Below are 17,391 nucleotides of genomic sequence, written 5' to 3' on the forward strand. Positions count from 1 at the left end.
CGTCGGGCCGCTAGGATGAGCCCATGGCTTCACAGCGGACCGGCACCCAGCGCGGCGGCACCGGCCGTGGTGCAAAGAAGGCCGAGGGCCAGGACTTCCGCGGTGTGGAGCCGGCGCCGCTGATCCTGCTCAAGGGCAACGAGGACTACCTCGCCAGCCGCGCGCTGGACCGGATCAAACAGGCCCTGCGTGCCGAGCACCCAGATCTGGAGTTCAGCCGGCTCGACGTGGCCAACGCGGCCCCTGGCGAGCTCTTCACGCTCACCTCGCCCTCGCTCTTCGGCGAGGCGCGGCTGGTCCTGGCTGAGGACCTTGCGGCGATGAATGACACCTTCCTCACCGACGCCCTGGCCTACCTCGAGGAGAAGCCCGAGGATGTGACCCTGGTGCTGCGGCACAGCGGAGGCAACCGGGGCAAGAAGCTGCTCGACGCGCTGGCCAAGCGCGCCGTCGTCGTCGACTGTGCCGGGGCTCGGAACGACAACGAGAAGCTCGACTTCGTGCGTCGTGAGTTCCGCGCCGCGGGGCGCGAGATCCACGCCGACGGCGCCCGGGCGCTGGTCGCTGCGGCGGGTTCCACGCTCTCGGACCTCGGCGGAGCCTGCCAGCAGCTCATGGCCGACATCTCCGGGGACATCACCGAAGAAGACGTGGACCGCTACCACGGCGGCCGCGTCGAGGCGAGTGCGTTCAAGGTCGCCGACGCCGCCTTCGAGGGTCGCCGCGAGGCCGCCACCAGGCTCTACCGCCACGCCATCGCCACCGGGGTCTCACCGATCGCGGTCACCGCCGCGCTGGCCCGCAAGGGTCGGCACATCGCGGCGCTGGTGGACCACCGCGGCAGCCCCGCTGCGCTGGCCTCCACCCTGGGTGCTGCGCCCTGGCAGCTGCAGCAGGTCGCAGAGACCGCCCGACGCTGGCACCCGCTGCGCGCAGCCGAGGCCATCGAGGCGATCGCCCGGGCCGACGCCGAGGCCAAGGGCGCCTCACGGACCCCGGAGTACGCGGTGGAACGTGCCATCACCGCCATCGCCTCCTCGGTGGGTCGCTGAGCACCTGCCCGAACCTTCCTGCAGCCCCGGTCAGGGGCCCGGACACGGGCCTGATGGCAGGTCTCTGCGCTGGCTGGAGTGCGGCTTCTCTGCTATCGTCTATAGGCAGTGTCTAGGGTTCGAAAGAGCCCCAAACCCCTGCGGCAGCAAGTCTCGCGCAGTTCTGGGCCCTCTACCTCAAAGGGCTGCGCAATCGCTATGGCAACCCCACGCCACTGAAGTTTGTCTGCTGCCGGCCGACAGGGACGTACCTCACGACCAGTGACCTCAGACAGAAAGACAACTCGTGGCAAACATCAAGTCTCAGAAGAAGCGCATTCTCACCAACGAGAAGGCGCGCCAGCGCAACCAGGGCGTCAAGTCCCAGCTGCGGACCGCCATCAAGAAGGTCCGCAACGCTGTTGCCGCCGGCGACAAGGACGCAGCGATCGCGGCCAACCGCGAGGCCGCTCGCAAGCTGGACAAGGCCGTGTCCAAGGGTGTTCTGCACAAGAACAACGCCGCCAACCGCAAGTCCGGTCTGGCCGCCACCGTCAACGCTCTCTGAGCTTGACTCTCTGACACCTCCGCTCCCTGGAGCGCGAGCAACGGGGCCCTGCGCGCTGCGCGGGGCCCCGTTTGCGCAATACGCCACCGCGCCAGGCAGTCTTGGAACAGCAGTCATGGAACAATGAAGTGCCAGGTGCACCACACCGCCCGGCGTCTCGACGAAGCAAAGGACCCCCACCACCGTGTCACCGAAGGCCCGCAGCTCGCAGGTGCCCGCCGCCACTGACCCCAGTGTCATCAGGAACTTCTGCATCATCGCGCACATCGACCACGGCAAGTCCACGCTTGCAGACCGGATGCTGCAGCTCACCGGGGTGGTCCAGCCCCGTGACATGAAGGCTCAGTACCTGGACCGGATGGCCATCGAGCGCGACCGCGGCATCACCATCAAGTCCCAGGCGGTGCGCATGCCCTGGGAACTGGACGGGCAGACCTACGCCTTCCACATGATCGACACCCCCGGGCACGTGGACTTCTCCTATGAGGTCTCCCGCTCGCTGGCCGCCTGCGAAGGGGCGCTGCTCCTGGTCGACGCCGCCCAGGGCATCGAGGCACAGACCCTGGCCAACCTGTACCTCGCCATGGAGCACGAGCTCAAGATCATCCCGGTGCTGAACAAGATCGACCTGCCCTCGGCCCAGCCGGAGAAGTACGCCGAGGAGATCGCCTACCTGATCGGCTGCGAGCCCGAGGACGTGCTGCGCGTCTCCGGCAAGACCGGCGACGGCGTGGAGGAGCTGCTGGACCGGATCGTCGCTGAGATCCCGGCCCCGGAGGGCGACGCCGACGCTCCGGCCCGCGCGATGATCTTCGACTCCGTCTATGACACCTACCGCGGCGTGGTCACCTTCGTGCGCGTGGTCGACGGCAGGCTCGGACACCGCGAGAAGATCAAGATGATGTCCACCGGCGCCACCCACGAGCTCCTGGAGATCGGCGTCTCCTCTCCGGAGCCCGAAGCCACCAAGGGCCTCGGCGTCGGAGAGGTCGGCTATCTGATCACCGGGGTGAAGGATGTGCGGCTCTCTAAGGTCGGTGACACCGTCACCTCGCAGAACCGTCCTGCTGAGCAGATCATCGGTGGCTACGACGATCCGTCCCCGATGGTCTTCTCCGGGCTCTTCCCGCTGGACGGCTCCGACTTCCCGGTGCTGCGTGAGGCGCTGGAGAAGCTGCAGCTCAACGACGCCGCGCTGAACTTCGAGCCCGAGACCTCCACCGCGCTGGGCTTCGGCTTCCGCGTGGGCTTCCTGGGCCTGCTGCACCTGGAGATCACCCGGGAGCGCCTGGAGTCCGAGTACAACCTCGACCTGATCTCCACCGCCCCCAACGTGGTCTACGAGGTCACCGCCGAGGACGGCGAGATCCACCGGGTGACCAACCCATCGGAGTTCCCCGAGGGCAAGGTCACCGAGATCCGTGAGCCGGTCGTGGACGCCACGGTGATCGTCCCCGCGGAGTTCATCGGCCCGGTCATGGAGCTCTGCCAGTCCCGGCGCGGCACCATGGAAGGCATGGACTACCTCTCCGCCGAGCGTGTGGAGATCCGCTACAAGATGCCGCTGGCCGAGATCGTGTTCGACTTCTTCGACCAGCTGAAGTCCCGCACCAAGGGCTACGCCTCGCTGAACTGGCAGGGCGTCGGCCAGCAGGCCGCGGACCTGGTGAAGGTGGACATCCTGCTCCAGGGCGACCAGGTGGACGCGTTCTCCGCGATCACCCACCGGGACTCGGCGTACGCCTACGGCGTGAAGATGGCCTCCCGGCTCAAGGAGCTGATCCCGCGCCAGCAGTTCGAGGTCCCGATCCAGGCCGCGATCGGCTCCCGGATCATCGCGCGTGAGAACATCCGCGCGATCCGCAAAGACGTGCTCTCCAAGTGCTACGGCGGCGACATCAGCCGCAAGCGCAAGCTGCTGGAGAAGCAGAAGGAGGGCAAGAAGCGGATGAAGATGGTCGGCACCGTGGAGGTCCCGCAGGAGGCCTTCATCGCCGCGCTGTCCTCGGATGAGGACGCCGGCAAGGAGAAGGCGGGGAAGAAGTAGGCCTTGCCCTCCACCCTTCCCCTGGGCGACCCGGTCCCTGCCGACGGCGGCTTTCCGCCCGCTGTGCAGCAGGCCCTGCCGGGACGCGCCGAGGTGCCCTTCGGCCTCTACGTGCACATCCCGTTCTGCAGCGTGCGCTGCGGCTACTGCGACTTCAACACCTACACCGCTGAGGATCTCGGTCCCGGGGCCTCGCAGGTCACCTACCCGGACACGCTGATCTCGGAGCTGGTCTTCGCCCGCGGGGTCCTGGACACCATGGGCGCCCCGGAACGGCTGTTCTCCACGGTGTTCTTCGGCGGCGGCACCCCTACGCTGCTGCCTCCCGAGGAGCTGGCCCGGATCCTCACCCGTGCCCGTGAGCTCTTCGGCTTCCGCGTCGACGCGGAGATCACCACCGAGGCGAACCCTGACACCATCACCGAGGCCACCGCGCAGGTCTTGGCCGAGGCCGGGTTCACCCGACTCAGCTTGGGCATGCAGTCCGCGGTGCCGCATGTGCTGGGGACCCTGGACCGCACTCATGACCCGGCCAACGTGGAGCGTGCCGTCCACGCCGCCCGTGCCGCGGGCCTGCAGGTCAGCCTGGATCTGATCTCCGGGACGCCGGGGGAGAGCCTCGAGGACTGGCGCGCCAGCCTGGACCACGCGGTCGCGCTGCAGCCAGACCACATCTCGGCCTACTCGCTGATCATCGAGGAGGGCACCGCCATGGCGGCGAAGATCAAGCGCGGAGCGCTGCCCGACATCGACCCCGATGACCAGGCGGACAAGTATCTGATCACCGATGAGGTGCTCGGCGCCGCCGGGCTGGACTGGTACGAGGTCTCGAACTTCTCCACCAGCCGCGGCACCCGCTCCGAGCACAACCTGAACTACTGGCTGGACTCGGACTGGTGGGGCGCCGGTCCCGGTGCGCATTCGCATATGGCGGGCCTGCGCTGGTGGAACGTGAAGCACCCGGCCGCCTACGCGCAGCGTCTTTCCGGCGGCGCCACCCCGGGCCACGGCCGGGAGCTGCTGGCCGATGAGGACCAGACCCTGGAGCACCTGATGCTGCGGCTGCGGCTGGCCGAGGGACTGGACGTGGCAGAGTTCAACGCGCTGCCGCAGCTTCGCCGCAGCCAGGGCGAGAAGATCAGCGCCAAGAGCCTGCAGTCCCTGGTCCATGACGGGCTCATCGACGACGTCGCCGCGCAGCCGGGCACCGCGTACCCGCAGGGGCGAGCGGTGCTCACCCTGCGCGGACGGCTGCTGGCGGATGCGGTCACCCGCCGACTCGCCCCCTGAGGCCGACGGCCCCACGGGGTGATCTCGCCTGAGTCAGGTCATCCCGCGCAGGTCAGGGCATCGCGCTCAGGTGACGCCATCCCGGCCATGTCAGGACTCAAGCCCGGCTCACGGTCTCTCGGCCGGGTGGGCTCAGTGGATGAGGCGGAGATTCAGCGGGTACCGGTAGGGCCGGCCCTTATTGCACTGGATCCCGGCGACGAGCCCGGAGAGGGTCATATAGACCCAGAGCAGCACGGCAAGGATCCCGAAGATCCAGCCGATGGCCGGGAGCAGCGCAAGGATGTAGCAGGCCAGCATGACCACGGTCAGCGGCAGGGTGAAGTTCAGCGCTTCCTTGGACTCCTGGGCGGTGAACGGGCCGCGGTCGCGGTAGACCAAGTACACCGCAAGGGAGGGCAGGCAGCCGATGAGTGCCCCGAAGTGCGAGAGCGTCGCCCAGCGGCGATCCTCGGCGGGAGTCAGCGGTGCCGCGGCGGCGGAGGAGCCCCTCAGGCCTGCAGAGGAGTCCATCCGAGCATCCTGGCTCGAGCGGTCACCCTGGGGCTTCTGATTCTGCGCCACTGCACCTCCATGATTGCGGCTCCGCTCACACAGCACCGAGCTGTCCTATGCCTCGATTCTATCGACTGAGCCTGAACATTGAACCGGCCGCGCGGGCGTGTCGGGGACCGGGTTCGGCAGACTCTTGCGCGGGGCTGAGAGTCAGGGCTGGCGCCGCGGGCAGAAGCCGGCTCAGGGCTCGACAGTGACGAAGTCGATGAGCTCCTCCACGCGTCCCAGCAGCGAGGGTTCCAGGTCGGCGTAGCTGGTCACCTGGGCCAGGATCCGCTTCCAGCCGTGGGCAATGTCACGCTGGTTCGCGTGCGGCCAGCCAAGCGCCTGCAACGTGCCGACCTTGATGTCCTGGCTGCGCGGGATGTCCGGCCAGCGGGTGAAGCCCAGCAGGTGTGGCTTCACGGCCTGCCAGACGTCCACGTAGGGGTGGCCAAGGACCGCCACATTGCCCTGGGCGCCCTGCTGCTGCATGACCTCGCGGGCGATGCGGGACTCCTTGGAGCCCGGGACCAGGTGATCCAGCAGCACTCCGACGCGCCGCTGGGGACCGGGCCGGAATGCGCGGATGGCGCCGAGCAGGTCATCGGCGCCGTGCAGCGGTTCCACCACGATGCCCTCGATCCTCAGGTCCTCGCCCCAGACCTTCTCCACCAGCTCCGCGTCATGAGTGCCCTCGACCCAGATCCGTGAGGCGCGAGCCACGCGCGCTGGCGCGTCGTGGACCGCCACCGAGCCCGAGGCGGTGCGTGCGGGCTTCGGCGCGGCGGCGCGGGGAGTCGGGGGAGTCAGCTCCACCGGCTGACCCTCGTGCAGGAACCCGTGCCCCAGCGGGAAGGAGCGGACCTTGCCGCGGCGATCCTCCAGGCTGACCACCGCGACGCCGCCGGAGGCCTCCACCGAGATGATCGCCCCGACCCAGCCGGATTCGACCTCCTCGATCACCGCCCCGTGGTCTGCGGGCATGGCGGAGACCTTGCGCAGCTGGCTCTGGCGCAGCTGGGATAGGTCCTGGGCGCCCCAGCTCGAGGGGGAGGAGGGACGCCATTCGGGAAGGTGCGGAGCGCTCATGATCACCCATTGTAGAATTAGCACTTGTACTCGAAGAGTGCCAGATGGTGAGGAGGCGCCACACTTACATGTCAGACACCCGTCGACTGCAGGTCCTGCGTGCCATCGTGGAGGACTATGTCCACACCCGGGAGCCGGTCGGATCCCGGGCCCTGGTGGAGCGCCATGACCTCGAAGTCTCACCCGCCACGATCCGCAATGACATGGCCCACCTCGAGGAGGAGGGGCTGATCGCGGCTCCGCACACCTCAGCGGGCCGGATCCCCACCGACCTGGGGTATCGGCGGTTCGTGGACAAGATCACCGAGGTCCGACCGCTCTCAGCCGCCGAGCGCCGCGCCATGGACACCCTGCTGGAGACCGCCGACGACCACGACGCGATGCTCGAGCACACGGTGCGGCTTCTGGCGATGCTCACCAACCAGGTCGCCGTCCTGCAGCACCCGCAGCGTTCCACGGCGAAGATCCGGCACGTCGACGTCGTCTCGATGTCCTCGCACAAGGTGCTGACCATCGTGATCCTCTCCTCCGGGAAGGTCGAGCAGCGCATGGTCACCCTGGCCGAGGCGATCGGTGATGATTCGCTGCACCGGATCGCTCAGGTCCTCTCCACGGAGCTGCACCAGCGCACCATCTCGGCCCTGCCGCTGCCCAATGACACCTTGATCAGCCGGGTGGAGCCGGTGCTTCGCCCGTCGATGGCGATCATCGCCCAGGCCGTGGAGACGATCCTGGAGTCCTCCCGGGTGGATCGCATCATCATGGCCGGGACTGCTAACCTCGCCAGGTCGGGCCGCGACCTGGGTCCCTCCATCGGACCCATCCTCGAGGCGCTTGAGGAACAAGTCGTGCTGCTTCGGCTGTTGACAGAGATGGAGCAGGATCGGCGTGGCCTCTCCATCCGCATCGGTCACGAGACCAGCCATGATTCGCTGATGGAGACCGCCGTCGTCGCAGCCCAGTACGGCTCCCAGGTGGGAGCCGAGGGCGCCAAGCTCGGCGTCGTCGGTCCGACTCGCATGGATTACGGCTCCACCATGTCCGCGGTGCGCGCAATGGCGCGTTACCTCTCCCGAATTCTTTCCGAAGGGTGAACGTCCACGAAGATGACGACTGACTACTACGAGGCGCTCGGCGTCAGCCGCTCGGCGTCCACCGAAGAGATCAAGAAGGCCTACCGCAAACAGGCCCGCAAGCTTCACCCCGACGTGAATCCCTCCGAGGACGCCGCCGAGCAGTTCAAGGTGCTCGGCCACGCCTACGAGGTGCTCTCGGACCCGCAGAAGCGGCAGAACTACGACGCCACCGGTGACGCGAACGGCCGCGCCGGATTCCCCGGCGGGGGAGCAGGCGGCGGCTTCGGCGGCTTCGGGGACATCTTCGAGACCTTCTTCGGCGGCGGAGGCGGCGGCCCCGCCTCACGCACCCGCCGCGGTCAGGACTCACTGATCCGGGTCCGGATCGACCTGCGCGACGCCGTGTTCGGCACCACCAAGGAGGTGGAGCTGGAGACCGCGGTGACCTGCACCGTCTGTGACGGTTCCTGCACCCGCAAAGGCACCTCGCCGACCACCTGCCCGGACTGCCACGGTCAGGGCCAGGTCCAGCGTCCGATGCGGTCCATCCTGGGCACCGTGATCCAGACCCAGACCTGTGCACGCTGCGCCGGCTTCGGCAACATCATCGAAGACCCCTGCCAGGAGTGCGACGGCCAGGGCCGGGTGCGCGAACGGAAGTCCCTGAAGGTCAAGGTCCCGGCAGGCGTGGACCGCGGCAACCGGATCCACCTGGCCGGCGAGGGCGAGGCCGGGCTGGCCGGCGGGCCCTCCGGGGACCTGTTCATCGAGGTCGAGGTCAAGCCGCACGAGGTCTTCACCCGCCGCGGCAATGACCTGCACGCCACCGTCTCGATCCCGATGACCGCCGCCGCCCTGGGCACCATGGTCGCCCTGGACACCTTCGACGGCGCCGAGGAGCTCACCGTGAAGCCGGGCACCCAGTCCGGTGAGGTGCTCACGCTGAAGGAGCGCGGAGTCACCCATCTGCGCGGCGGCGGACGCGGCGCGCTGAAGGTGCACCTGAAGGTGGAGACCCCCACCAAGATCTCCGATCGCGAGGCTGCGCTGCTGCGCGAGCTCGCCGTGGAACGCGGCGAGGAGCGCGGGGAGTCCACCACCGAGCACCGCGGCGTCTTCGCGAAGCTGCGCGAACGCTGGGACGCGCTCTAGAGATGACGCCGATCAGATGCGCAGACTGAGATGACGGCACCGCTGTTCCACCTCGCCCCGGGGGCGCTCGACGCCGCCGGGGTGGGCGAGCTGATCACGCTCACCGGGCGCGAGGGTCACCACGCCGCCACCGTGATGCGGCTTCAGCCCGGGGAGTCGGTGCTGCTCTCCGACACCGTGGGACGCCGAGCCGAGGGTCTGGTGCGCGCAGCCGGGGACGGGCAGCTCCAGGTAGAGATCCTCTCGGTCACCCAGGAGCCGGTGCTGCTGCCCCGGCTGGTGCTGGTCCAGGCGCTGGCCAAGGATCGCCGTGACCTCCAAGGCGTGGAGTCCGCCACCGAGCTCGGCGTGGATGCGGTCATCCCGTGGCAGGCGGAACGCTCCGTCGCGCGCTGGAAGGCCGGGCGCGAGGCCAAGAAGCACGCGGAATGGGTCGCCACGGTCACCACAGCGGCGAAACAGACCCGCCGCACCACCATCCCCGAGGTCCGTCCGCTGCAGAGCACCGCGGCCTACCTGCGCGCGGTCGAGTCCGCAGGCGCCGGAGTCGGCGTCGTCGTCCTGCACGAAACCCAGGAGACCTCGCTGGCGGAGGCGATCGCCGCGCTGCAGGCCGGTATGGGACAGGAGAGCTCCGGGCAGCAGCTGCAGGAGCTGCATCTGGTGGTCGGGCCGGAGGGCGGGATCACTGACCGCGAGATCGAGCTGCTCACGGCGGCCGGGGCGCGGATCGCTCGGCTCGGACCTACCGTGCTGCGTTCCTCCACCGCTGGCCCCGCAGCCCTGGCGGCCACTCAGCTGCTCCTGGGGCGCTGGGACTGGGACACCGGGGCTGGTCCCCTCGAACAGAGCGCATAGACTGAGGATCAATGACTGAGACTTCGCAGAACCCGAGCACATCCACCATCTCCGGAGCGGCCCGCGGCGCCACCGCCGCCGCCCTGGGCAACATCGAGCGTCAGGTCTACTTCGCCGATGCCGACACCATGTTCCGCAGCCTCGGCGCCGGGGATCTCGCGCTGCGGATCCTGCAGGGGATCTACCCGGCCTCCTCGATCGGGCTGCGGGATCAGCTGATCACGGTGGGCGGTCCCACCGAGGAGGTCACCGGGATCGTGGAGATCCTGACCCAGCTCAAGACCCTTGCCGCCTCGGGCACCACGGTCACCGAGGAGATCATCGAGCAGGTCGCCACCATGGTGCGCGCCGACGCCGCACAGGACTCGGCCCGGATCGTGACCACGAACATCCTCTCGCACCGGGGCCGCACCATCCGGCCCAAGACCAAGAACCAGCAGAGCTACGTGGACACCATCGACGAGTCCACCGTGGTCTTCGGCATCGGACCCGCCGGCACCGGCAAGACCTACCTGGCCATGGCCAAGGCGGTCCAGGCGCTGCAGGCCCGGGAGGTCAACCGGATCATCCTGACCCGCCCCGCGGTGGAGGCCGGAGAGAAGCTCGGCTTCCTGCCGGGCAGCCTCAACGACAAGATCGACCCCTACCTGCGCCCGCTCTACGACGCGCTGCACGACATGATCGACCCGGACTCCATCCCGCGGCTCATGGAGTCCGGGATCATCGAGGTGGCTCCGCTGGCGTATATGCGCGGGCGCACGCTGAATGATTCGTTCATCATCCTGGATGAGGCGCAGAACACCACCGCCGAGCAGATGAAGATGTTCCTCACCCGGCTCGGATTCAACTCCAAGATCGTGGTCACCGGGGACATCACCCAGGTCGACCTGCCGCGCGGCACCGATTCCGGGCTGCGCACCGTGATCGAGATCCTCGACGGCGTCGAGGGCATCGAGATCGCCCGCTTCGGCTCCGAGGACGTGGTCCGCCACGCCTTGGTCGGCCGGATCGTGGACGCCTATGAGCGCCACCAGGACCGGGCCCCCGCCCAGGGAACCCGACGCGGAGGTCGACGATGACCGAGGTCCAGGTCACCGTGGAGGACAGCTCCGGGTCCGGTCTGATCTCCGGAGAGCACCTGGCCGAGCTGTTGGACCTCACCGGGTTCCTCTACGCCAGGCTGCACCTGGGACCAGCGGTGGCGCTGTCCATCACACTGGTGGACGAGGCCACGATCGAGGGGCTGCACCTGGACTGGATGGACCTGCCCGGCGCCACCGATGTGATGAGCTTCCCGATGGACGAGCTGATCGCCGGCACCGCTGAGGACCCGGTCACCGAGGGCGTGCTGGGCGACATCGTGATCTGCCCCGCGGTCGCGGCGACGCAGGCGCAGGCCAACGGGCACCCGCTGAGCGCCGAGCTGGCGCTGCTGGCGACCCACGGGGTGCTGCACCTGCTCGGACACGACCACGCCGAGCCGGCCGACCGCGAAGAGATGTTCACCCTGCAGCGGGCGCTCCTGGAGGAGTTCCTCGGTCACGCCGCCCCCACGCCGACGGTCTGACACCCAGGCCACCACGCAGAGCGCACCAGGCACAGCGCACCAGGCACAGCCCAGCAGGACGACCGGACCGCAGCCGCGGCCCCGGCGCAGGAGAGGATCGGAACCCCACGATGACCCCAGCACAGATGCCGCCGCAGCAGGAGGGCTTCGCGAGCTTCGATGAGAACTTCCGCGCAGGGTTCGCCAGCCTGGTCGGGCGGCCCAACGCAGGAAAGTCCACGCTGACCAACGCCCTGGTGGGGGACAAGGTGGCGATCACCTCCTCGAAGCCGCAGACCACCCGGCACACCATCCGCGGGATCGTGCACCGCAGCGACTTCCAGCTGGTCCTGGTCGACACCCCGGGGCTGCACCGCCCGCGCACCCTGCTGGGCAAGCGGCTCAACGGTCTGGTCATCGACACCCTCTCCGAGGTCGACGTCGTCGGGTTCTGCATCCCGGCCGATGAGAAGGTCGGTCCCGGTGACCGCTTCATCGCCGCCCAGCTGACCAAGCTCCCGCATAAGCGGGTGATCGCGCTGGTCACCAAGGTGGACAAGGTCTCCCGCGAAGACCTCGCCGAGCAGCTCATGGCAGTGGACCAGCTCGGCCGGGAACACCTCGCCCAGGAGGGCAATCAGGCAGGCGGCTTCGCCGAGATCATCCCGGTCTCCGCCGTGGAGGGGGAGCAGACCGAAGTGGTGGTGGAGCAGCTCGCGGCGATGATGCCGAAGTCTCCGCCGCTGTACCCCGAGGGCGAGCTCACCGATGAGCCCGAGGCTGTCATGGTCGCGGAGCTGGTCCGGGAGGCCGCGCTGGAGGATGTCCGCGACGAGCTGCCACACTCCATCGCGGTGGTGGTCGAGGAGATGGTGCCCCGCGAGGATCGCCCCGAAGATCGTCCGCTGCTGGACGTGCGGGTCTCCATCCACGTGGAGCGCGACTCGCAGAAGGCGATCATCATCGGCAAGCGCGGCGCCCGGCTCAAGGCCATCGGCACCGACGCCCGGGAAGGCATTGTCAAGCTGCTGGGCACCCCGGTGTACCTGGACCTGCACGTGAAGGTGACCAAGGAATGGCAGCGCGACCCCAAGAAGCTGGGACGGCTCGGCTTCTAGCCCACCGCCCGAGGTGGGGCCTCGCCGCCCTGCCCGCTCGGGGCGGATGGTCCACATGATGAGAATCAGGGTGACCCACCGCACAGGCCGGGGACGCATGCTAGTTTGTGAGTTGTGCAGACGATACGCCAGCGAGCGCTACTACTAGAGCTTCTCCGCCGCAGCGGGGAAGAGCTCGCACGCGCCTGATCCCAGCTCACCGAATCCGGTCCAGCTCGTAGATCCAGCAACGCGCAGCACTTCCAGGTCGAATCCCCGCTGCGGAGCTCCTCCGCCTCGACCGTTCGCCCTCAGCTCGTCCACAGCAAGGAAGCTCCCATGCGCAAGCTCCAGAAGACCTCCCCGATGCCCTTCCAGCGGTATGTGCCCTTCGAGGACCAGATCACCGTCTCGCTCCCGGACCGCACTTGGCCGGACAAGACCATCCGGAGCGCCCCGCGCTGGTGCGCGGTGGATCTGCGGGACGGAAACCAGGCGCTGATCGACCCGATGACCCCGGACCGCAAGCACCGGATGTTCGAACTGCTGGTGAACATGGGGTTCAAGGAGATCGAGGTCGGGTTCCCCTCGGCCTCCCAGACCGACTACGACTTCGTCCGGCAGCTGATCGAGCAGGACAAGATCCCGGATGACGTCTACATCCAGGTGCTCACCCAGGCCCGCGAGGCGCTGATCGAGCGCACCTTCGAGGCCATCGCCGGAGCCCCGCGCGCCATCGTGCACCTGTACAACTCCACCTCGGTGCTCCAGCGCGAGGTCGTCTTCAAGGCCGACCGGGACGGAATCGTGGACATCGCCACCCAGGGTGCGCGGCTGTGCAAGAAGTACGAGGAGGCGATGCACGCCGCCTCCAAGACGCCCACCGAGATCGTCTACCAGTACTCTCCGGAGTCCTTCACCGGGACTGAACTCGACTTCGCCGCGCTCATCTCGGACGAGGTGGTCGAGGTCTTCGGCGCCACGCCGGAGAAGCCGGTGATCATCAACCTGCCGGCCACCGTGGAGATGGCCACCCCGAACGTCTACGCAGACTCCATCGAATGGATGCACCGGAACCTGCGCAACCGGGAGTCGATCGTGCTCTCGCTGCACCCGCACAACGACCGCGGCACCGGCGTGGCCGCCGCGGAACTGGGCTACATGGCTGGGGCTGACCGGATCGAAGGCTGCCTCTTCGGCAACGGTGAGCGCACCGGCAACGTCGACCTGATCACCCTGGGCATGAACCTGTTCAGCCAGGGAGTGGACCCGGAGCTGGACTTCCGGGACATGAGCACGATCCGCAGCACCGTGGAGCACTGCAACCAGATGGGCGTCCCGGAGCGTTCCCCCTACGGCGGAGACCTGGTGTTCACCGCGTTCTCCGGCTCGCACCAGGACGCGATCAAGAAGGGCTTCGAGCATATGGACGCCCGCGCCAGCGCGGCGGGCACCTCCCGCGAGGAGATCACCTGGGCCGTGCCCTACCTGCCGATCGACCCCAAGGACATCGGCCGCAGCTACGAGGCGGTCATCCGGGTGAACTCGCAGTCCGGCAAGGGCGGGGTCTCCTACCTGCTCAAGGCCGAGCGCGGCATCGATCTTCCGCGCCGCGCCCAGGTCGAGTTCTCCGGAGTCATCCAGCGCCGAGCCGACGACGGCGGCGGCGAGGTCTCCGGAGACGAGATCTGGCAGATCTTCCAGGACGAGTACCTCCCCGTGGACACCACGGATCACCAGTGGGGGCACTACCGCCTGGATGAGGTCAACACCTCGTCCAACGCGGAGGGGGTCTTCCACATGGAGGTGGAGCTGCAGGCCGGCGGTCGCACCAGCTCGCAGTCCGCCCACGCCAACGGCCCCATCGCGGCGCTGCTGAAGATCCTCGCCGCAGACGGCGTGGACGTGCGGCTGCTGGACTACACCGAGCACGCCATGAGCCAGGGCGGAGACGCTCAGGCGGCGTCCTTCGTGGAGCTGGCGATCGGCGAGCGGGTGCTCTGGGGCGTGGGGCTGGATCACAACACCACCCTGGCCTCGCTACAGGCCGTGATCTCTGCGGTGAACCGGGCGCTGCGCGACGCCGCCCCGGTGACGTGACGGCTCCTGGTGGGCTGAGCCAGCTCCGATCGCGGGCCCGGACCGTCCCGAGCCGAGGTTGCGCGGCCTGGGGCCGGCGCGGCCCCAATCCGGCGCGGGACAGTTCCGGGCTGCCGCGGGGCAGTTCCGGGCTGGCGCCCATGCCGCTGTAGTACTCTGCCAGCATGGCCGGATCCACCTTCGCGTCCCGCTCCTACCGGGACGCCGCGATCGTGCTGCGCACCCAGAACCTGGGTGAGGCGGATCGCATCATCACCGCGCTGACCTCAGCGAACGGGCTGGTGCGGGCGGTCGCGAAGGGAGTGCGTCGCACCTCCTCGAAGTTTGGCGCCACGGTCGAGCCGTTCATGGTGGCTGATGTGCAGTTCGTCCACGGCCGCTCCCTGGACATCGTCACCCAGGCCACCTCGCGGCACACCTACGGTCCGGCGATCGTGGCCGACTACGAGAAGTACATGGCGGCGAGCACCATGGCCGAGACCGCGGAACGGCTGATGGACGTGGAGTCGGATTCCGGCTTCGGGGGTGCCCAGTTCCGGCTGCTTCACGGCGGGTACTCCGCGCTGGCCCGCGGGGTGCACCCGGCCGACGTCGTGCTGAACTCCTACCTGCTGCGCGCCCTGTCCGCGGCGGGCTGGGCGGTGACCTGGACCGCCTGCGTGGCCTGCGGCAGACCCGGCGCGCACACCGGCTTCCATCCGGCGGCCAGCGGACCGGTGTGTGTCGACTGCCGCCCCCCGGGCACCCGCACCCTGGACCCGGCCACGGTGGAGCTGCTGCACGCGCTGCAGCACGGCCACTGGGAGCAGACCCGCTCCTTCCGCAGCGACATCCGGCATGAGGCGACGAACGTGGTGATCGGCTACGCCCAGCACCACCTGGAGCGCAGACTGACCTCGCTGGGTCTCTGAGCCGCCCCGTCCCGCAGACCCGCGCCCGCGACACCCGCAGACCGGCGCCAGCGACACCCGCAGACCCGCGCCAGCGACACCCGCACCGATAGGACCCTGGCCGTGTCGGAGGCCAAGGTGCCGGAGAGACCGATGCCGCGGCCGTACCGCGCTGATCCGGGCGGCATGGAAGAATGAACGCCATGTCCTCGTCGAGTCATCAGGATCCAGCCCCACACCGCGAGGGCGTCACCGCACCACAGCTGCCCCCGGAGCTGGTGCCGGACCACGTCGGGATCGTGATGGACGGCAACGGGCGCTGGGCGAATCAGCGCGGACTCCCACGCACCGAAGGCCACCGAGCCGGTGAGGCCGCGCTGATGGATGTGATTGCCGGCGCCATCGAGATCGGCGTGAAGCACATCAGCGTCTATGCCTTCTCCACCGAGAACTGGAAACGCTCACCCGATGAGGTGCGGTTCCTAATGGGCTACTCCCGCGAGGTGCTGCGCCGGCAGCGCGATGTGCTGCATTCCTGGGGCGTGCGGATCCGTTGGAACGGACAGCCTGGTCGGCTCTGGCGCTCGGTGATCAAGGAGCTGGAGACCTCCGAGGAGCTCACCGCTGGGAACACCCGGTTCACGCTGACCATGTGTGTGAACTACGGCGGTCGCGCGGAGATCACCGACGCGGTGAAGCTGATCGCCGCCGAGGTCGCCGCCGGCCGGATGGACCCGCGGAAGATCACCGAGAAGACCGTGGCGGCCCACCTGGACGAGCCCGACCTTCCCGACGTCGACCTCTTCCTGCGCAGCTCCGGGGAGCAGCGGATCTCGAACTTCCTGCTCTGGCAGTCCGCCTACGCCGAGCTGGTGTTCATGGACGTGCTCTGGCCCGACGTGGACCGCACCACGCTGTGGGAGGCGGTGGAGATCTACGCCCGGCGGGATCGCCGCTATGGGGCGGCCGTGGACAGGTTCTCGCTGGGACGCTCGGCGTCGGGGGCATAGGCCCGCAGCCAGCGGTGCACCTCGTCCAGCGCACGGGTGCGCACGGACTCCTCTGAGGCGAACACGTCGTGGATCGCCCGGTGCACCCGGACCACCGTGACCTGATCCCCGAGCTTGACCGAGCGCCGCGCCAGCAGCTCCACATCGAGCACGGAATCTGATTCCTGGAGCTCCTCGGTCCAGTGCCGCCGGTAGGCGGTGGCGCCGGAGAGCAGCACCAGGATCGGCAGCTGCAGCCCCAGTCCCTCGTGGACCCTGCGGTGACCGGCCAGCACTGCCCGCATCCACCCCACCCGGATCGGGAAGGAGGTGCGCGGACGCCACTGCGGGTGCAGGGTCCACTCGCCCTGCGCCTGGTCCGAGAGGGTCTGCCAATAGTTGTCGATGGCGGGCAGCTTCAACGCCCGGGTGGGGGAGAACTGTCCCAGCGGTGCCAGGATCCCTTCGGTGGCGGTGCGCGCCGCCACATCGCCGGAGAGTTCCAGCCACGGGCTGTTGAGCACCAGGGCGCTGATCTCACCGGGGTTGCGCTGCGCCCACAGCGCCGCGACCAGACCGCCGGTGGAGTGCGCCTGAAGAATCGGCGCCGGGGCGTCCGGGTGCAGCGCACGGATCTCTGCCAGCGCGGCCTCGATGTCGGCGTCGTAGGTGGCCAGGTCATCGACGTAGCCCGGGGTCTGCCAGCTTCGCAGGCTGCGACCGTATTTGCGCAGGTCCAGGGCGTAGAAGGGACGTCCCCAGCTCTGCCAGCGGCGAGCCATGGGGATGTTGTAGAAGTAGTCCGCCCAGCCGTGGATGTGCAGCACCGGGGCCAGCTCCGGGGGGTGCTCGGGCTCGGCGGGGGAGTTCTTCGCCGCAGCCACCGCCTCGGCCTCTCCGGGACGCTCGTCCTGGACCGACTGCTGCTCGGGATCTGGTGAGTAGCTCACCAGCGTCGCGCTCACCGGGCCCTCCTCATCCTCGCCCAGCGGCAGGGTCAGTCGCTTGCAGCCAGGCAGATGATCAGGTGACCAGACTCCGACCGGGGAGTCCTCGAGCAGTTCGTCCATGGACTCCATCTTATGAGGCAACGTCGAGCGCGCCGGCATCCTAGGATGGGA

The 17,391-nt window shown here is 68.6% G+C and carries 16 protein-coding genes; 13 read left to right on the forward strand and 3 right to left on the reverse strand.

The window, feature by feature from the left end; genetic code table 11:
- The first annotated feature begins 23 nt into the window (after positions 1 to 23).
- The 4 genes from holA (at position 24) to hemW (ending at position 4,936) form a co-directional block, all read left to right on the forward strand.
- Positions 24 to 1,052 carry a DNA polymerase III subunit delta gene (holA, locus tag HNR11_RS10300; protein WP_179442190.1) on the forward strand — a complete coding sequence of 343 codons (1,029 nt, stop codon included), beginning with the start codon at positions 24 to 26 and terminating at the stop codon, positions 1,050 to 1,052.
- Between the two features lie 286 nt (positions 1,053 to 1,338).
- A complete protein-coding gene (gene rpsT, locus HNR11_RS10305) occupies positions 1,339 to 1,599 on the forward strand; it encodes a 30S ribosomal protein S20 (RefSeq protein WP_036475968.1) in 261 nt (86 codons plus the stop codon).
- 184 nt (positions 1,600 to 1,783) lie between these two features.
- Positions 1,784 to 3,646 (forward strand): translation elongation factor 4, encoded by a 1,863-nt coding sequence (gene lepA / locus HNR11_RS10310; protein ID WP_179442191.1) that lies wholly within the window; start codon positions 1,784 to 1,786, stop codon positions 3,644 to 3,646.
- 3 nt (positions 3,647 to 3,649) lie between these two features.
- The gene (gene hemW / locus HNR11_RS10315) at positions 3,650 to 4,936 is read left to right on the forward strand and encodes a radical SAM family heme chaperone HemW (protein ID WP_179442192.1); all 1,287 of its coding nucleotides are present in this window, start codon (positions 3,650 to 3,652) and stop codon (positions 4,934 to 4,936) included.
- 132 nt (positions 4,937 to 5,068) lie between these two features.
- Here the strand turns inward: hemW and HNR11_RS10320 are convergent, their stop codons facing one another.
- Both HNR11_RS10320 and HNR11_RS10325 read right to left on the reverse strand, forming a co-directional pair.
- Entirely contained in the window at positions 5,069 to 5,449 is a 381-nt protein-coding gene (locus HNR11_RS10320; protein WP_179442976.1) for a DUF4870 domain-containing protein, read from the reverse strand.
- 222 nt (positions 5,450 to 5,671) lie between these two features.
- Entirely contained in the window at positions 5,672 to 6,562 is an 891-nt protein-coding gene (locus tag HNR11_RS10325) for a DUF3097 domain-containing protein (protein WP_179442193.1), read from the reverse strand.
- Between the two features lie 68 nt (positions 6,563 to 6,630).
- Between HNR11_RS10325 and hrcA the strand changes: the two genes are divergently transcribed.
- From hrcA to HNR11_RS10370, 9 genes are all read left to right on the forward strand, one after another.
- The gene (gene hrcA / locus HNR11_RS10330; protein WP_179442194.1) at positions 6,631 to 7,656 is read left to right on the forward strand and encodes a heat-inducible transcriptional repressor HrcA; all 1,026 of its coding nucleotides are present in this window, start codon (positions 6,631 to 6,633) and stop codon (positions 7,654 to 7,656) included.
- A gap of 12 nt (positions 7,657 to 7,668) precedes the next feature.
- Positions 7,669 to 8,790, forward strand: a complete 1,122-nt coding sequence (gene dnaJ / locus HNR11_RS10335) for a molecular chaperone DnaJ (protein ID WP_179442195.1) — start codon at positions 7,669 to 7,671, stop codon at positions 8,788 to 8,790.
- Positions 8,791 to 8,820: 30 nt separating this feature from the next.
- On the forward strand, positions 8,821 to 9,648 hold the full coding sequence (locus tag HNR11_RS10340) for a 16S rRNA (uracil(1498)-N(3))-methyltransferase (RefSeq protein WP_179442196.1): 828 nt from the start codon (positions 8,821 to 8,823) through the stop codon (positions 9,646 to 9,648).
- Between the two features lie 11 nt (positions 9,649 to 9,659).
- Entirely contained in the window at positions 9,660 to 10,727 is a 1,068-nt protein-coding gene (locus HNR11_RS10345) for a PhoH family protein (RefSeq protein WP_058889359.1), read from the forward strand.
- Entirely contained in the window at positions 10,724 to 11,215 is a 492-nt protein-coding gene (gene ybeY, locus HNR11_RS10350) for an rRNA maturation RNase YbeY (RefSeq protein ID WP_179442197.1), read from the forward strand. Before HNR11_RS10345 ends, ybeY begins: the two co-directional genes overlap by 4 nt.
- A 110-nt stretch (positions 11,216 to 11,325) precedes the next feature.
- Entirely contained in the window at positions 11,326 to 12,312 is a 987-nt protein-coding gene (gene era, locus HNR11_RS10355; protein WP_058889357.1) for a GTPase Era, read from the forward strand.
- A 318-nt stretch (positions 12,313 to 12,630) separates the two neighbouring features.
- A complete protein-coding gene (leuA, locus tag HNR11_RS10360) occupies positions 12,631 to 14,391 on the forward strand; it encodes a 2-isopropylmalate synthase (RefSeq protein WP_179442198.1) in 1,761 nt (586 codons plus the stop codon).
- 164 nt (positions 14,392 to 14,555) lie between these two features.
- A complete protein-coding gene (recO, locus tag HNR11_RS10365; protein ID WP_179442199.1) occupies positions 14,556 to 15,302 on the forward strand; it encodes a DNA repair protein RecO in 747 nt (248 codons plus the stop codon).
- A 173-nt stretch (positions 15,303 to 15,475) separates the two neighbouring features.
- Positions 15,476 to 16,291, forward strand: a complete 816-nt coding sequence (locus HNR11_RS10370) for an isoprenyl transferase (protein WP_179442200.1) — start codon at positions 15,476 to 15,478, stop codon at positions 16,289 to 16,291.
- Here HNR11_RS10370 and HNR11_RS10375 read toward each other — a convergent pair.
- Complete coding sequence (locus HNR11_RS10375) at positions 16,237 to 17,340, reverse strand: alpha/beta hydrolase (protein ID WP_179442201.1); 1,104 nt, start codon at positions 17,338 to 17,340, stop codon at positions 16,237 to 16,239. The genes HNR11_RS10370 and HNR11_RS10375 overlap by 55 nt on opposite strands.
- Between the last annotated feature and the right edge of the window lie 51 nt (positions 17,341 to 17,391).

Origin of the sequence: Nesterenkonia sandarakina, from assembly GCF_013410215.1 — a bacterium.
GTDB classification, from domain to species: domain Bacteria; phylum Actinomycetota; class Actinomycetes; order Actinomycetales; family Micrococcaceae; genus Nesterenkonia; species Nesterenkonia sandarakina.

What these genes read in the sequence shown, in the direction of transcription:
- dnaJ (WP_179442195.1), top strand. Translation starts at nt 7,669, where the DNA reads ATGACGACTGACTACTACGAGGCGCTCGGCGTCAGCCGCTCGGCGTCC.
- recO (WP_179442199.1), top strand. Translation starts at nt 14,556, where the DNA reads ATGGCCGGATCCACCTTCGCGTCCCGCTCCTACCGGGACGCCGCGATC.
- era (WP_058889357.1), top strand. Translation starts at nt 11,326, where the DNA reads ATGACCCCAGCACAGATGCCGCCGCAGCAGGAGGGCTTCGCGAGCTTC.
- HNR11_RS10345 (WP_058889359.1), top strand. Translation starts at nt 9,660, where the DNA reads ATGACTGAGACTTCGCAGAACCCGAGCACATCCACCATCTCCGGAGCG.
- HNR11_RS10320 (WP_179442976.1), bottom strand. Translation starts at nt 5,449, where the DNA reads ATGGACTCCTCTGCAGGCCTGAGGGGCTCCTCCGCCGCCGCGGCACCG.
- hrcA (WP_179442194.1), top strand. Translation starts at nt 6,631, where the DNA reads ATGTCAGACACCCGTCGACTGCAGGTCCTGCGTGCCATCGTGGAGGAC.
- leuA (WP_179442198.1), top strand. Translation starts at nt 12,631, where the DNA reads ATGCGCAAGCTCCAGAAGACCTCCCCGATGCCCTTCCAGCGGTATGTG.
- ybeY (WP_179442197.1), top strand. Translation starts at nt 10,724, where the DNA reads ATGACCGAGGTCCAGGTCACCGTGGAGGACAGCTCCGGGTCCGGTCTG.
- HNR11_RS10340 (WP_179442196.1), top strand. Translation starts at nt 8,821, where the DNA reads ATGACGGCACCGCTGTTCCACCTCGCCCCGGGGGCGCTCGACGCCGCC.
- HNR11_RS10370 (WP_179442200.1), top strand. Translation starts at nt 15,476, where the DNA reads ATGAACGCCATGTCCTCGTCGAGTCATCAGGATCCAGCCCCACACCGC.
- holA (WP_179442190.1), top strand. Translation starts at nt 24, where the DNA reads ATGGCTTCACAGCGGACCGGCACCCAGCGCGGCGGCACCGGCCGTGGT.
- HNR11_RS10325 (WP_179442193.1), bottom strand. Translation starts at nt 6,562, where the DNA reads ATGAGCGCTCCGCACCTTCCCGAATGGCGTCCCTCCTCCCCCTCGAGC.
- HNR11_RS10375 (WP_179442201.1), bottom strand. Translation starts at nt 17,340, where the DNA reads ATGGACGAACTGCTCGAGGACTCCCCGGTCGGAGTCTGGTCACCTGAT.